Source organism: Streptomyces sp. SAS_272 (assembly GCF_052543235.1).
Genome location: NZ_JBMNDR010000061.1, coordinates 1 through 14,955 on the forward strand (window position 1 = coordinate 1; position 14,955 = coordinate 14,955).

9 protein-coding genes are annotated in these 14,955 nt (G+C 70.0%); 6 read left to right on the forward strand and 3 right to left on the reverse strand.

The window, feature by feature from the left end:
• Window positions 1-231: 231 nt before the first annotated feature.
• The gene (locus ACN6LD_RS28915; protein WP_319196050.1) at window positions 232-1,716 is read right to left on the reverse strand and encodes a cellulose-binding domain-containing protein; all 1,485 of its coding nucleotides are present in this window, start codon (window positions 1,714-1,716) and stop codon (window positions 232-234) included.
• A gap of 247 nt (window positions 1,717-1,963) precedes the next feature.
• Window positions 1,964-3,283, reverse strand: coding sequence for a radical SAM protein (locus ACN6LD_RS28920; RefSeq protein ID WP_319196049.1), 1,320 nt, complete (start codon window positions 3,281-3,283; stop codon window positions 1,964-1,966).
• A 149-nt stretch (window positions 3,284-3,432) separates the two neighbouring features.
• Between ACN6LD_RS28920 and ACN6LD_RS28925 the strand changes: the two genes are divergently transcribed.
• The 6 genes from ACN6LD_RS28925 (at window position 3,433) to ACN6LD_RS28950 (ending at window position 12,595) form a co-directional block, all read left to right on the forward strand.
• The gene (locus tag ACN6LD_RS28925) at window positions 3,433-4,677 is read left to right on the forward strand and encodes an FAD-binding protein (protein WP_445044750.1); all 1,245 of its coding nucleotides are present in this window, start codon (window positions 3,433-3,435) and stop codon (window positions 4,675-4,677) included.
• A gap of 170 nt (window positions 4,678-4,847) precedes the next feature.
• The gene (locus ACN6LD_RS28930) at window positions 4,848-6,101 is read left to right on the forward strand and encodes an ROK family transcriptional regulator (RefSeq protein ID WP_319192514.1); all 1,254 of its coding nucleotides are present in this window, start codon (window positions 4,848-4,850) and stop codon (window positions 6,099-6,101) included.
• Between the two features lie 460 nt (window positions 6,102-6,561).
• Complete coding sequence (locus ACN6LD_RS28935) at window positions 6,562-7,827, forward strand: ABC transporter substrate-binding protein (protein ID WP_319192516.1); 1,266 nt, start codon at window positions 6,562-6,564, stop codon at window positions 7,825-7,827.
• Between the two features lie 20 nt (window positions 7,828-7,847).
• On the forward strand, window positions 7,848-8,813 hold the full coding sequence (locus ACN6LD_RS28940; protein WP_445044751.1) for a carbohydrate ABC transporter permease: 966 nt from the start codon (window positions 7,848-7,850) through the stop codon (window positions 8,811-8,813).
• Complete coding sequence (locus tag ACN6LD_RS28945) at window positions 8,810-9,706, forward strand: carbohydrate ABC transporter permease (RefSeq protein WP_445044752.1); 897 nt, start codon at window positions 8,810-8,812, stop codon at window positions 9,704-9,706. Before ACN6LD_RS28940 ends, ACN6LD_RS28945 begins: the two co-directional genes overlap by 4 nt.
• A gap of 12 nt (window positions 9,707-9,718) precedes the next feature.
• Window positions 9,719-12,595, forward strand: coding sequence for a glycoside hydrolase family 2 TIM barrel-domain containing protein (locus tag ACN6LD_RS28950; protein ID WP_445044753.1), 2,877 nt, complete (start codon window positions 9,719-9,721; stop codon window positions 12,593-12,595).
• Window positions 12,596-12,934: 339 nt separating this feature from the next.
• On the opposite strand, the gene ACN6LD_RS28955 is transcribed toward ACN6LD_RS28950, so the two are convergent.
• Complete coding sequence (locus tag ACN6LD_RS28955) at window positions 12,935-14,065, reverse strand: hypothetical protein (RefSeq protein WP_445044754.1); 1,131 nt, start codon at window positions 14,063-14,065, stop codon at window positions 12,935-12,937.
• Window positions 14,066-14,955 lie beyond the last annotated feature (890 nt).

Below are 14,955 nucleotides of genomic sequence, written 5' to 3' on the forward strand. Positions count from 1 at the left end.
GAGTCCCGCACCCCCACCATCACCCTCGCCGCATGACCATCCCAAACAGCACCAAACCCGGCACTACGTCCTTGACGAAAGACATAGAGACACCCCCCCGGTAACTGCGGTCACCCCAAGCCCGCAGCCACCCCGGTCACCCCCGGCGAACGCGGGGTGCCTCGTGAACGTACCGGTCATGAGGCGACCCGCGGTCGCGTGCGGCCGGCGCCTGCGCACCGGCCCCTCCGCTCATTTCCCCGCGCACGCCTGCCCGTTGAGGGTGAACGCGTACGGCGCGGTGTTCTTCTCCTGCCACGAGGCGAGGAACCCGAAGGTGAGGGTGCCGTTCGCCGCGACCGTCCGGTTGTAGTCGGCCGCGGTGGCGGTGACGCGGGTGCCGGCCTGGGCGACGCTCGCGTCCCACATCTGGTCGACCCGCTGACCGTCGCGGAAGGACCAGGCGACCTGCCAGGCGTCGAGAGCGTGGGCCGTGGTGACGGTGACGGTGGCCTGGAACCCGTCCGGCCACTGGTTGACCAGGTCGTACTGGACCTCACAGGCCGGGTCCTCCGCGCCGCCCCCGGCCCCGGCGGTGGCCGAGGAGGTGCCCTGCGGCTCGGGGTCGGGCTTGGCGTCGTCGCCCGTCTTCTTCGTCGGCGAGGCGCTGGCCGAGGCCTTCGGGGCGGACGAGGACGGCGCCGCGGAGCTGGCGGGTGCAACGGACGGCACCCGCACACCGGGACCGGCCACCGGGCTGCTGTCCGTGGGGCCTGCCTTGGCGAGGCTGTCGCCGCCGCTGTCGCCGGGCATCATCGACACGGCGAGCGCGAGTCCGGAGACGAGGACGGCGGTGACGAGCAGTCCGTTGCGCCGCACCCGCGCCTTGTGCGCGGCGGCGCGCGCGGCCGCGCCCTCGGGGTCCGGCGCGGCGGGGCTGCCGCCGCCGAGGCGCACTTCGGCCGCGCGGCGGCGGCGTTCCAGGTAGGCCAGGCCGCCCCAGCCGATCACGCCTTGGGCGAGGGCGGCGGGCAGTCCCCCGCCGTGCAGCCGCAGACAGGCCGCGGCCTCCGCGCACTCCACGCAGGTGGCGAGGTGCCGGGAGAGGTCGGGGGGCGTGTCGGCGGCGGGTGAGCGGGTGACGGCGTCCAGGAGCCGGACGTAGCTGCGGCACTCCGCGTCCATCGGGGTGTCGAGATGGTTGCGGTGACAGCGGTCTCGAAACAGGCCGCGGACCTCGTTCAGCTCCTCCACCGCGGCGGACTGGTCCAGGCCCTGGCGGCGGACGACGGCCTGCAGCGGCAGCGCCTCCACCTCCGCCAGCCACAGCAGTGCCGCGTCGGGTTCCTGCATGTCGCGCAGGCCGCGCAGGGCGATGGGACGGCTCAGCGGAGGCCCGACGTACCGTGCGGCCTTGTCCGAGTTGAGCCACAGGCGCAGGTCGGGGTCGAGTTTGTGGCCGTGTCCCTGTGCCTCCCAGGCGGCCGCCGTGGCGCGCACGGCGGTCAGCAGCAGGGGGATTCTGGGCAGCCGTGATGGGCGGCGGCCGGCGCCTCGCGCGGTGCCGGACTCGGCTGCGCGGGCCTCGCGTATGCCGAGTGCGAAAGCCTCACGGGCCAGTTGGTTCGCCGCGGTCGAGCCGGACGTGCACAGGTCCGCGTACGACAGGACGGCGTCCCAGCACTCGGAGAACAGCGCGGCCTCAGCGGCGTCCTTCGGGGTCGGCAGGTCGGGCATGGGTCTCCTGCATCCACAAGCAAGGTCAACTCACCATGACGGCAATGGAGTTGGGGGGAACCTCGCGGCAGGGGCAGAGCTTTTCACGTTACCGACACAACTGACAAGCGCCCTGTTCAGATGTCATGTATAGACAGCAGGACAGGGAGGAAAGAAAGCGGCCGCGCCCGTTACTCCGGTCAGTGGTACGGGCGCGGGCCGCCCTGCGTTCAACGCCGATGCGATGTTTCTGCATCGACTGCGGGGACTATACGGTCGCCGCGTCCTGCGCCGGAAGGCTGTCCATGAAGGAACTCACGGAGAACACCGCCCGGCCGGGTCCGGGCGGGCCGTAGCCGGGCGGCGAGGAGAGTCCGAACTCGTCCATGGCGCCGCGGTAGGCCTGCAGCAACCGGATGTGGTATTCCAGCGGCGCGCCCTGCGGGTTGGCCTTGCCGAGCGGGGTGGTGGGCTCCGGGCACCAGGTGGTGAAGCGGGGCGTGATGCCGTGCGACATGAAGAAGCGCAGCCCCTCCGTCGTGGAGGCGATGGCCTCGTCCACGGTCGTGAAGCCGAACGGCTCGGCCATCTCGACCCCCGCGACGAAGTTGGGGATGACGTTGCGCGCGCCGAAGACGTCCGCCGAGTCGAGGATCCGCCTGTGCCACTCGTCGCGGCCGACGTAGCGCTCCTTGCCCGGGCAGTACAGCTCGAACAGGCGGCGGTCCCACACCTCGTAGTTGGGGTGGTAGATCTGCACCCCGTAGTCCTTGAAGCGCTGTACGTCGTCGCGGGGCAGCGCCTGGGCGACGACCTTGCCGATCCAGCGGCCCGGGAAATGCTCCTCGATGGCCTTGGCGTAGCGGCCGTAGAAGTCGGCCTCGTCGCGCCCGCCGACGGTCTTGGTGATGGCGCCGCCGGTGAGCGTGTAGGCGGTGGAGGCCTTCTGGGTGTCGTACCGGTCGATGATCTCCAGCGCCTCGAGGACCTCGTCGACGTCCTTGACACCCGTGTAGGGGCGGCCGGCCGCCTTGTGCTGGCGCCAGTTGTGGTTGATGTCGCAGTACTGGCACTCCTCCTTGGCGCCGAAGTACTGACATACCCGGAAAACGGTCAGATAGATGAGATAGCCCCACTGGATGGTGGGCGCGACCTCCATGACGGACTTCCCGTTGGAGAGCTTGTGCCGGTAGTACTCAGGCATCGGCGGCACTCCGACGTCGGCGATGCGGCCGCCGTCGAGGTACAGCCCGAGCAGCCCCTCGTCGTCCGCGGCGACGCGATAGGGCGAGGACGGATTCACCCGGACCGACACGACCGTGCGCCGCAGGTCGTACGGGCCTCCGGTGAGGATGATCTCCTCCGGCGGGCGACGCAGCGCCGCCTCGCCGAGCTCGGGCAAGGTGCTGTGGTCGAAGGAGAAGATGAAGTAGGACTTCGGCTTGACCTCGCCCGACTCGTTGTCGCTGAGCGCCGAGGGGTCGAAGGCCACGCCTCCGCGCAGCAGGTCCTCCTTGAACACGGCCTCCCGCGGAACATGCGGAAACCGCTCCATCAGATCCTCGACCAGCGCGGTACGGCTGCCCATCCGTCTCTCCTCCCGGCTCAGGCGTACGACTCCTCACGGTATGCCCCGGCCGGCGCGGAGGTGGGGGCGGGGGGTCTCGTGTTGCGGGCAGGGTAGGTTCCACCTGGGGAATCCCGGGTTCTCGATCTCCTCAAAGGGGCGACCACCGCATGACCGAAACCGTTACGAACTGGGCCGGCAACATCACCTTCGCCGCGAAGGAGCTGCACCGTCCGCACTCGCTCGACGCGCTCAGGTCGCTCGTGACCTCCGCCGGACGGGTACGGGTGCTGGGCAGCGGGCACTCGTTCAACCGGATCGCCGAGCCGGGCGGCGACGGTGTGCTGCTGTCGCTGAGCGCCCTGTCCGGCGAGGTCGAGGTGGACACGGCGGCGCGGACCGTGCGGGTCGGGGGCGGGGTCAGGTACGCCGAGCTGGCTCGCCGCGTCCACGAGCACGGGCTCGCGCTGGCGAACATGGCCTCCCTGCCGCACATCTCGGTCGCCGGGTCGGTGGCGACCGGCACGCACGGCTCGGGGGTCGGCAACGGCTCGCTCGCGTCGTCGGTACGGGGGGTGGAGATCGTCGCCGCGGACGGCTCCACTGTCGTCCTGGAGCGCGGTGACGAGCGGTTCGGCGGGGCCGTCACCTCGTTGGGCGCCCTCGGTGTGGTGACCGCGCTGGTCCTGGACCTGGAGCCCGCATTCCGGGTCGAGCAGCACCTCTTCACCGAACTCCCGCTGGAGGGACTGGACTTCGAGACGGTGGCCGGGGCCGCGTACAGCGTGAGCCTGTTCACGGACTGGGATGCGCCCGGGTTCCGTCAGGTGTGGCTGAAGCGGCGCACGGACCAGCCGCTTGCCGACTTCCCGTGGGCCGTCCCGGCCGCGCGGGCCTTGCATCCGGTGCCGGGGATGCCGGCCGTCAACTGCACCGAACAGCTGGGGGCGCCCGGGCCCTGGCACGAGCGGCTGCCGCACTTCAGGGCGGAGTTCACCCCCAGCAGCGGCAACGAGCTGCAGAGCGAGTATCTGCTGCCGCGCCGGCACGCCGTGCAGGCACTGCGGGCGATCGACGGGATCCGGCAAACGGTCTCCCCCGTCCTGCAGATCTGCGAAGTGCGCACGGTGGCCGCCGACGAGCAGTGGCTGAGCCCCTCGTACGGTCGGGACACCGTGGCCGTCCACTTCACCTGGATCGAGGACACGGCGTCCGTGCTGCCCGTGGTGCGCGCCGTGGAGGCGGCGCTCGAGCCGTTCGAGCCGCGCCCCCACTGGGGAAAGGTGTTCGAGACTCCCGCCGCCGCGGTGCGCGGGCGCTATCCCCGGATGGACGACTTCACGGCTCTGGCACGCGAGCTGGACCCGGCGGCGAAGTTCGCCAACGACTTCGTGCGGGACGTCCTGGGAAACTGATGTCACGCCGTTACCGGCCGACTTTATAAAGCCCCTTTCCTAACCCCTTGTCGAACCCTGTGGCACGCCATAGCCTGGCGCGGCGCCGGTGCCGTCGCCGGTGCCGTCGCCGAGCGGGCCCGCCCGCCCGGAGGGGACGGCAAGGACGGAAGGGAAGAGGGGCACGCTCCATGAAGCGCGGCACGTCACGTGACATCCGCACCGCGAACCGCTACGAGGTGCTGCGCCAGATCATCGCCGCCTCGCCCACTTCCCGGCAGGAGCTCGCGGCCGCCACCGGTCTGTCGCTCGCCACCGTCGCCACGCTCGTCGGCGAGCTGCTCGACCTCAGCATGATCACTGAGGTCGGGTTCGAGGACTCGGCGGGCGGTCGCCCCCGGGGCCTCGTGGCCGTCAACGCGTCGGGGGGCGCGTTGATCGGCGTGGACATCGCGGAGACCTACGTCCATGTCGAGCTCTTCGACCTGGCCCTGAACGTGCTCGCCCGCGCCGCGGAGGACATGCGGCCCGGCGAGAGCCGCCCCGAGCAGGTGGTCGGCCACGTCGCGGCCGCGGCCGGTTCGGTGGTCGCCCAGGCCGGCGTCGAGGCCGCCCGGGTGCTCGGCGTCGGGGTGAGCGTGCCCGGACAGGTGGACCGCGCCACCGGCGTCTCCGCATACGCGCCCAACTGGGACTGGCACGACGTTCCGTTGCTCGACCTGCTCTCCGAACACATCGCGTATCCGTTGTACCTGGACAACCCGCTGCGCGCGGGCGCGGTCGCCGAGCTGTGGTTCGGAGCGGCGCGTGGGCACGCGAACGCCGTGGTGGTCAACCTGGGGACCGGCGTGGGCGCCGGTCTGGTGCTGGGCGGCGGGCTGCACCGCGGGGTCAGCAACAGCGCCGGCGAGTGGGGGCACACGACACTCGTGCTCGACGGCCGGCCGTGCCGCTGCGGCAACCACGGCTGCGTCGAGACGTATGTCGGCGCGCCCGGCATCATGCAGAACCTGCGTGAACTCAGCCCGAGCAGCCCGCTGTTGCACCCTCAGGACCAGACCGCCACGATCGATGCGCTGGCCGCCGGGATCGCCGCGCACGACCCTGACGCCGTCGAGGCGGTCCGGGAGACCGCCCGTTACCTCGGCGCCGGCATCGCCAACCTGGTCAACCTCCTCAATCCCGAGGTGGTCGTCCTGAGCAGCTGGGTGGCCGCCCGGCTCGGCGAGCCCCTCCTGATGGAGGTGCGCGAGGCCGTCGCCCGGCATGCGCTGCAGCGACCCCTGGCCGCCAGCAGGATCGTCCTGTCTCCCATCCCCACCGACCCGGCATGTCTGGGCGCGGCGACGTTCGCGCTCGAAGGGGCATTGCAGTCGGTCGGACAGCGGAGCGTCAAGCGCACCGCGCCGGCCCGCGTGAGAACCCGCATCGCACCGACTCCCTGACCCGGCACAACGCACCGACCGCACGACGCACCACGACGGAGGGGAGGCAGCCCTGACCGCAGGCACCGCAGGCACCGCAGGCACCGCAGGCACCGCAGGCACCAGCGTCACCGCTCCCCCGGGTGGCGATCCCACGCCGTCCGGACGGAGTGACGGGGGCGGTCCGGCCGTCCCATGAGACCGAGGGCCGCCGGCCCTGACACCGGCGGCCCTCACTTTCCCTCCCGTAGCCCACGACGCCCGTTGTGAAAGCGCTTGCACAAGCATTTCGCAAGCGCTTTCGGCCAACCACCGCACTGGACCCGTTCGCGATCCCGAACCGATCACAACGCTTCGAACAGACTTCGTCCAACCCCTTGCCGAAGCCTTAGCCGAAGGTTAACGTCCGGCTCCGCGACAGGAATTGAGCCACCTGCGCCGGGCGAAGAGCCCAGCCGTACTCCGAGACAAGGACGTCACCATGTCGGCACTGAGCAACAGCAACTGGTCCCGCAGGTCCCTCTTCCGGGCCGCGGCGGGAATGGCCGCCGCCGGCAGCCTCGCGGCCTGCGGCGGCAACAACGGCCGCAGCGGCGGAGCCGGTTCGGGCGTCGACCTGACGCAGTTCTTCCACGCGTACGGCGAGGCGGGCACCGAGCAGGCGATCAAGAAGTACGCGAAGGCCTACGACAAGGCCAACGTGACCACGCAGTGGATCACCAGCGCCGACTTCGAGAGCAAGCTGTTCGCCACCCTGCTCACCAAGAGCGCGCCCGACCTCTTCGAGTTCCACCCGCAGATCCAGATGGTCAAGAGCGGTCAGGTGGCGGATCTGACCGACATCATCGACCCGGTCAAGAGCGACTTCAACCCGGCCGACATCAAGTCCCACACGGTCGACGGGAAGATATACGGCGTCCGGATGATCGACGACCCGCAGTTCTTCTTCTACCGCAAGTCGATGCTGGAGAAGGCCAAGGTCGAGGTGCCGACCACGCTCGACGAGCTGATGGAGGCCGCCGCCAAGCTCACCACGGGCAAGGTCAAGGGCCTGTACATGGGCGACGACCTGCACAGCGTCGTCAACCCGATGATCTGGTCGGCGGGCGCCGACACCCTCGACGAGAAGAACCAGATCGCCTATCACACCCCGGGTGTCATCGAGGGCATCAAGAAGATGCGCAAGCTGTTCACCAGCGGCCACCTTCTGCTCGGCGCCCCGACCGCGTCCTGGGACCCCTCCTCGCTCAACCAGGGCCTGTGCGCCATCCAGTTCTGCGGCATGTGGGCGATGCCGGGCATCCAGAAGGCTCTCGGCGACGACTGGGGCGTCTTCCCCTTCCCGAAGACCGTCGACTCCGGCAAGCAGTCCGTCTACAACGGCGGCTGGTCGATGTTCGTCAACGCCAAGGGCAAGAACGTCGACGCGGCCAAGGAGTACGTCAAGTGGCTGTGGATCGACCAGAAGGAGTACCAGGAGGACTGGGCCACCTCCTACGGCTTCCACATCCCTCCGCGCACCTCGATCGCACAGTCCGCCACCAAGCTCAAGTCGGGCAACGCCGCTGAGGGCGTGCGGCTCTTCAACGAGTTCGGGCACTTCGACAACATCGGCTGGACGCAGGCCATGATCACCGCGCTCGAGGACGTCTTCGCCAACTCCGTCCGCAAGGACATGGACCCGGAGGCCGCGCTGGACAAGGCCGACACGGCCGTCGAACGCGAGCTCAAGAAGCTGTTCGGATAGGCCGCGGGACGGACCTCGAGATGTCGACGACCACAACGCGCGACCTCGCGCGCCCCGCCCCGGCGAAGGCCTCACCGGCCAGGCCGCGGCGGGGTCTGCGGGGCAGCCCCACCTTCAACTTCTGGCTCTTCACAGGGCCGTTCCTCATCGGTCTGGCGATCTTCGTCTACGCGCCGATCGTGTGGAGCATCTGGCTCAGTTTCTTCGAGGCCCGCTTCACCGTCACGCCGGACAAGTTCATCGGCTTCGAGAACTACACGTACATGCTGACGAACGACGACTTCGTCGGCTCCCTCGTCACCTTCACCGTCTTCGCCGCGTTCATCGTGCCCACCACGTGGGCGCTGTCCCTGAGCCTGGCCCTGCTGGTGAACCGGCTCCGCTTCATGCGGGCGTTCTTCCGTTCGGTCTTCTTCCTGCCGACCGCGTGCAGTTATGTCGCCGCGGCGCTGATCTGGAAGATGTCGATCTTCAGCGGCGTCCGCTTCGGCCTGATGAACACGGTGCTCGCCTGGTTCGGGATCGACAACATCCCCTGGCTCGTCGACCCCAACCCGCCCTGGTACTGGCTCGTCATCGTGACGGCGCGCCTGTGGCTGCAGTCCGGCTTCTACATGATCCTGTTCCTGGCCGCGCTGCAGAACATCCCGGCCGAGCTGTACGAGGCGGCCGCCATCGACGGCGCCAAGCCGGGCTGGCAGACCTTCCGTCACATCACCCTGCCGCAGCTGCGCGCCACCTCCACCGCGGTGATCCTGCTGCTGCTCATCGCCGCCTACCAGGCGTTCGACGAGTTCTTCAACCTGCTGTCGAAGACCACGTGGGGCCGTCCGCCTCTCGTCGAGCTGTACTACAAGGCCCTCGGCGAGAGCCAGGACTACGGCGCCGGCAGCGCCGGCGCGGTCATCCTGACCGTGTTGATCTGCGCCGTGACCCTGCTCCAGGGCAAGTTCATGGGCTTCGGAAGGGGGGACGAGTCCAAGTGACCAGCACGACGCCCGAGGTACGCAAGCCCGCACCGCCGTCGCCGAAGGCCCGCCGAGACGGGCGCGGCGGCGGGGTGATGAGCTCCACCGGCCTCTACATCGCCACCGGCATCGCCGGCTTCTTCTTCCTTGTCCCGTTCTACCTGCTCGTCCGCAACGCCCTCTCCACCGACACCGACATCACCGGAGAGAACTGGAAGTTCTTCCCCACGGACATCCAGTGGGGCAATGTCAAGGAACTGTTCACGGACGGGACGGTGCCCTTCGCCCAGTCGCTCTGGAACTCTGCGGTGGTGGCCACCCTGCACACCGCCGGAGTCCTGCTGGTGTGCTCGCTCGCGGGCTACGGGCTCGCCCGCATCCCGTACCGGCACGCCAACAAGGTCTTCTACGCCGTCCTCGGCACGCTGATGGTCCCGACGGCGGTCACCTTCGTCCCGAGCTTCGTCCTGGTGTCGTCGCTCGGCTGGGTGGACACCTACCGGGGTCTGATCATCCCGGGCCTGTTCAGTGGTTTCACCTGCTTCCTGTTCCGGCAGTACTTCCTGGGGTTCCCCAAGGAGCTGGAGGAGGCGGCGCGCGTGGACGGACTGGGCTACTGGGGTGCGTACTGGCGCATCGTGGTGCCCAACTCGCTGAACTTCTTCGCGGCGATGGCGACCATCACCTTCATCAACGGCTGGAACTCCTTCCTGTGGCCGCTGGTCATCGGACAGGACCCGGGTTCCTGGACGGTCCAGGTCGCGCTCTCCAACTACATGACCAACCAGACCGTCGTCTTCCACCTGATCTTCATGGCCACCGCCTTTTCCATCCTGCCCCTGGTGTTCGTGTTCCTCTTCCTCCAGCGCTGGCTGGTGCAGGGGATCGCACAGACCGGCATCAAGGGCTGACCTAGGAGACCCATGTCCTTGCGCACCCCGGCCGTCGACTACGTCGAGAGCGTCTCCCCCGGCAGCGGGGCCCTGCCGCCCCGCGCCTGGTACGCGTCGTCCGACGCGAAGTCCCTTTCACTCAACGGACGGTGGCGGCTGCGGGTGTCGGCCACGGCCGACGCCGAGGACGACGCGTTCGCCGAGGAGGGGTACGACGCGGAGGACTGGGCCGAGGTCACGGTTCCGGGTCACTGGGTCCTGCAGGGCGACGGCGTCTTCGGCTCGCCCGTCTACACCAACCACCTCTACCCCTTCCCGGTGGACCCGCCCCGGGTTCCGACCGAGAACCCGACCGGCGACCATCTGAGAGTCTTCGACCTGCCCGAGGAATGGCCGGAGCTTTCCGAAGGCGGTTTCGTTCTCCGTTTCGACGGGGTGGAGTCCTGCGCCCGCCTCTGGCTGAACGGGACGGACCTCGGCGAGTTCAAGGGCTCGCGGCTGCCGCACGAGTTCGCGGTGGGGCATCTGCTCAAGCCGCGCGGCAACGTCCTCGCGGTACGCGTCCACCAGTGGTCGGCGGGTTCGTACCTGGAGGACCAGGACCAGTGGTGGCTGCCGGGCATCTTCCGTGACGTCACCCTGCTGCACCGGCCGGCGGGCAGTGTGCTCGACTTCTTCGTGCACGCCTCCTTCGACCACGTCACGGGCGAGGGCGTACTGCGCGTCGACTCCGACGTCGACGGGCGGGTCGTCGTCCCCGCCCTGGGCATCGACGCCGCGACCGGGGAGAGCGTCACGACGCCGGTCCGGCCGTGGACTGCCGAGACGCCCACGCTGTACGACGGCGAGCTGGTGACCGAGGGCGAGCGGGTGCCGTTGCGCATCGGTTTCCGCACCGTCGAGCTGGCGGACGGTCTGATCAAGGTCAACGGACGGCCGATCCTCTTCAAGGGCGTCAACCGGCACGAGTGGCACCCGGAGACGGGCCGCGCCCTCGACCTGGAGACGATGCGCGCGGACGTGCTGCTGATGAAGCGCCACAACGTCAACGCCGTCCGCACCTCGCACTACCCGCCGCACCCCGCCTTCCTCGACCTGTGCGACGAGTACGGCCTGTGGGTCATCGACGAGTGCGACCTGGAGACCCACGGGTTCGTCGAGCAGGACTGGCGGGACAACCCCGTCGACGACGAACGCTGGACCCCCGCCCTCCTCGACCGCGCCGCCCGCATGGTCGAACGGGACAAGAACCATCCGTCGGTCGTCGTCTGGTCCCTCGGCAACGAGGCCGGCACCGGGCGCGGACTGACCGCGATGGCCGAGTGGATCCACGGCCGTGACGCCTCGCGCCTCGTGCACTACGAGGGTGACATCGACTGCCGTGACACGGACGTCTATTCGCGCATGTACGCCTCCCACGAGGAGGTTGAGCGGATCGGCCGGGGACTGGACGGCGGCACCCACAGGCGACGCGAACTCCCCTTCATCCTCTGCGAGTACGCCCACGCGATGGGCAACGGCCCCGGCGGACTCGCCGACTACCAGCGGCTCTTCGAGGCACACGACCGGCTCCAGGGCGCGTTCGTCTGGGAGTGGATCGACCACGGCATCCGGCACCCGGAGCTGGGTTACGCCTACGGCGGCGACTTCGGGGAGGAGCTGCACGACGGCAACTTCGTCTGCGACGGCCTGCTCTTCCCGGACCGCACCCCCTCCCCCGGACTGATCGAGTTCAAGAAGGTGATCGAGCCGGTCCGCATCGAGGGCGACGGCACGGGCGGGACCGTGCGGATCACCAACGGCTACGACTTCTCGGACCTCTCCCACCTGAGGTTCGAGCTCTCCCACCAGGTGGACGGCTTGCCCACCGGCGCGAACGCTCTCACGGTCGGGCCCCTCGCACCCGGGGAGTCGGCCGAGGTGAAGCTGCCGGCGGGACCCGGCGGTGAGGGCGACGAGGTCCAGTGGACGGTGCGCGCGCTGCTCGCCGAGGACACCGCGTGGGCCCCCAGGGACCACCAGGTGGCGTGGGGCCAGGAGACCGTCGTCCCCCGGGCGCCCGTGACCGTCGCCGCCTCGCGACGACCCGTCCCCGGAGGGCGGCTGCTCACGCTGGGTCCCGGCGTCTTCGACGCCCGCAGCGGCGCGCTGCAGGCGATCGGCGGCGTCGACGTGACGGAGCTGCGCCTGGACGTGTGGCGGGCGACGACCGACAACGACGACGGCGCGTCATGGCAGGACGACACGCGCTACGGCCTGCTGTGGCGTACGTACGGCCTGCACCGCATGCGGCACCGCCTGGACGGCGTCGAGCCGGGTGAGGACGCGCTGACCGTACGGACCCGGGTGGCGCCGGCCGGCCGCGAGGCGGGCCTGCGCACCGGGTACCGCTGGACGTCCGACGGGACACGGCTGAAGCTGACCGTCTCCGTGACTCCCGAGGGCGACTGGACGATGCCGCTGCCCAGGATCGGCATCCGCTTCGGGCTGGCGGAGGCGTCCGCGGGACACGCGCGGTGGTTCGGCGGCGGTCCCGGCGAGGCGTACCCGGACACCAGGGCCGCGTCCATGCTCGGCCAGTGGGACGGGAGCATCGAGGAGCTGCAGACCCCGTACGTGCGCCCGCAGGAGAACGGCGCCAGGGCCGACGTCCGCTGGGCGGAGCTCGGCGGACTGCGGATCGAGGGCGACCCGGCGTTCTGGTTCTCCGCGCGACGCTGGACGACCGAGCAGCTGGACGCGGCACGGCACCCGACCGACCTCACTCCCGGCGACACGGTCTGGGTCAACCTCGACCACGGCCAGCACGGCATCGGCTCCCAGTCCTGCGGTCCCGGCCCGCTCCCGCGGTACTTCCTGAACGCCGAACCCGTCGAGTTCTCCTTCGTGTTCTCGGTGACCGACTGACCGGCCGGCCTCTCGTCGACGTCCCGGCACGCTGTTGACGTCTCCCCGCGGCCGGCCGGTCCCCCAGGGCCGGCCGCCCGCGGTGGAGGTCGAACGAGTGAGGGGCGTGCTCAGCCGCAGTGGACTCGACTGGACGAGGGCCGGACGTCGTATCCGATCGCGGCCGTTCACGATGGCATGCTCCTGGAGCCCGCCCTGTTCACGGCGACGGCCTCCGCAACTCTGCGCCTCCCGGCCGTCTACCGGGGCCGCTCGTCCGTTCACCGCCCCCGGGACGGGCGCGTCGACCGGCGAGGCCCACCCGCCCGTCCCGGGCAGTAACTCGTTTCTGCGATCCGCTCAGACTCGGGAAACGGTTCCGCAACTGTCGGACGCGCTGTCCCCGCCGACGCCCTTGCTCCGGTCGTACGGGTCCACGGTCGGGCCGGTCTGCGTCGGGGCCGTGGGCTCCGCCGACCTGAACCGAGGGTGCAGGAACCCGTCGTGGACGTCACAGGCCGAGTTGAAGAGCTCCTCGTCGTACCGGACGAGGAGCAATCGCCCGGGCGTGACGTCGTAGTGCGCGGGGTCGGGGAGCTCGACGTCGATGACGCGCCGCACGATCGTCCGGGTGACCTCGGGCGGACCCTCTGCGGGGCGGACCGGATAGACGAAGGTGTAGTCGGCGTGCACGATCACACCGTCGTGCTTGCCCTTCTTGTAGGTCATGCGCCCGCGCGTCTTGACCACGTCGCCCACGACCCTGACTTCGTCGGGGTCGAACCGGCTGAACAGGGTCAGCGGGTCGTGCGTCCTGTCCGGCGAGCGAAGGAAGGCGTCGAGGTCGTCGAGCAGATCCGGCTGCTTGGGGTCGAGCACCGAGAGAGCGGCGGTCGGACGTTCGCCGCGCAGCGTCTTCGGTTCCAGGTTCGCGCCGACGAGCAGTTTCCTGGTCAGCTCCAGCGCTTTCGACACGCGTTCCTTCGACGCCGACCCGACGGCCTTGGCGACCGGCAGGACGACGCCCGCCTCGCCGTCGGCCCAGGGGAGGGCCGGAGAACCGGCGAACGGCCTGTCGATGGTCGGCACCTGGTCGGGTGCGGCCCCCGGTGCGGCGGTGGGGGCGGCGGTCTCGGCGGGCAAGGGAGACACGGCGGCGGCCTTGGGCTCGCGTGTTCCGAAAGGGTCACCCGGCAGCAGGGAGGGTCTGAGCGCGACGGCGACCGCACCCAGCGCCAGGGCCACGCCGAGCACCGACCACACCTGCCGCCGTCGCCTCCCGCTGCCCCTCGTGTCCCGCGGGGTCGGGCCGGTACGCCATCCCTCGGGCTCGCTCTGGTGCCGCAACCGTTCGGTGACCATGCGGGCCCGTGCGGAGGGTTCCTTCGGCGCGGCGGTGGCGCCGAGCTCGCTGTCCTGGAGGAAGGCCTGCCATTCCTCGTCGGATATGGACGAGTTGTCTCCCGCCTCATCAGAGGGTTTGCCGACCACGGGGTGCGTACCTTCTTTCTTTCTTTTGCCTTCGAGTGGTTTCAGGAACCTGCCGCGCGCGCCGCCCCCACGGGGTCGCCGGGCCGCCATTGGGCGGAACTCCACTCCGGCGTGCGGACAGATCGCGGGGGAGCCGGCGGGGGGTGCGGCCCCCGATTGTGCTTCTCGGGGACGGAGGCCGGCCCGCCCGGTGCGCCGTCGCCCCCACGGGTCCGCTCCCCGGTCTCGGAACGGCCGTCGTCGCCGTTCCTCCCGCTGCCGCGCTCCTCCTCCGCGGACGGCCCTGTGCGGTGGCGCGCGGTCGTGCGCTCGACGCCGTGGGCGACACAGCTGTGGACGAGGAGGGTGGACGGGACGCCGAAGCACTCGCGGTGGCATCCGGCGGAGGGGGCGCACCGGGCCTGCGGGTGACGGAATGTGTCCAGGAATGTGTCGAGGCCCGCGTTTCCCCCACGCTCGCGTCGGAGCCGGCACCCTCGTCGCCCGCGAGCGACCATCCTGACGCGCACGCGACAGACGACAACACCGTCGCCCAAGCCGACGTCAGCGACGCCGACGTCAGCGACGCACGCAACATCCCCACCCCTGGAAGGTTGTCCGGATTCTCCGAGTTCTCGGCATCGGGGGTGGTCGAGTTCGAGAGTGGTGAAGCTCAAGGCACCGAAAGGTGCGTACCGTTGCGAATCCGGTTTCCGCAGATCGTCGTCCGCCGCGCCCTGCTGCACACCGGCCCCCCTGTATGCGTCGCGGCACAGTATCAGAGGGCTCCGCGGCGGCAGCGGTGCAGGTGCGGTTTCAGGTGCGGGTTGTTTCGCCCCGTCGTACGCGCCCCGGCCCTCCGCCTGCGAAACACTTAGGATTTGGCGACACCCCCGGTTCCGAGCGCGCAC

Coding starts and splice junctions, on each gene's coding strand:
- ACN6LD_RS28915 (WP_319196050.1), bottom strand. CDS start 1,716: ATGCCCGACCTGCCGACCCCGAAGGACGCCGCTGAGGCCGCGCTGTTC.
- ACN6LD_RS28920 (WP_319196049.1), bottom strand. CDS start 3,283: ATGGGCAGCCGTACCGCGCTGGTCGAGGATCTGATGGAGCGGTTTCCG.
- ACN6LD_RS28925 (WP_445044750.1), top strand. CDS start 3,433: ATGACCGAAACCGTTACGAACTGGGCCGGCAACATCACCTTCGCCGCG.
- ACN6LD_RS28930 (WP_319192514.1), top strand. CDS start 4,848: ATGAAGCGCGGCACGTCACGTGACATCCGCACCGCGAACCGCTACGAG.
- ACN6LD_RS28935 (WP_319192516.1), top strand. CDS start 6,562: ATGTCGGCACTGAGCAACAGCAACTGGTCCCGCAGGTCCCTCTTCCGG.
- ACN6LD_RS28940 (WP_445044751.1), top strand. CDS start 7,848: ATGTCGACGACCACAACGCGCGACCTCGCGCGCCCCGCCCCGGCGAAG.
- ACN6LD_RS28950 (WP_445044753.1), top strand. CDS start 9,719: ATGTCCTTGCGCACCCCGGCCGTCGACTACGTCGAGAGCGTCTCCCCC.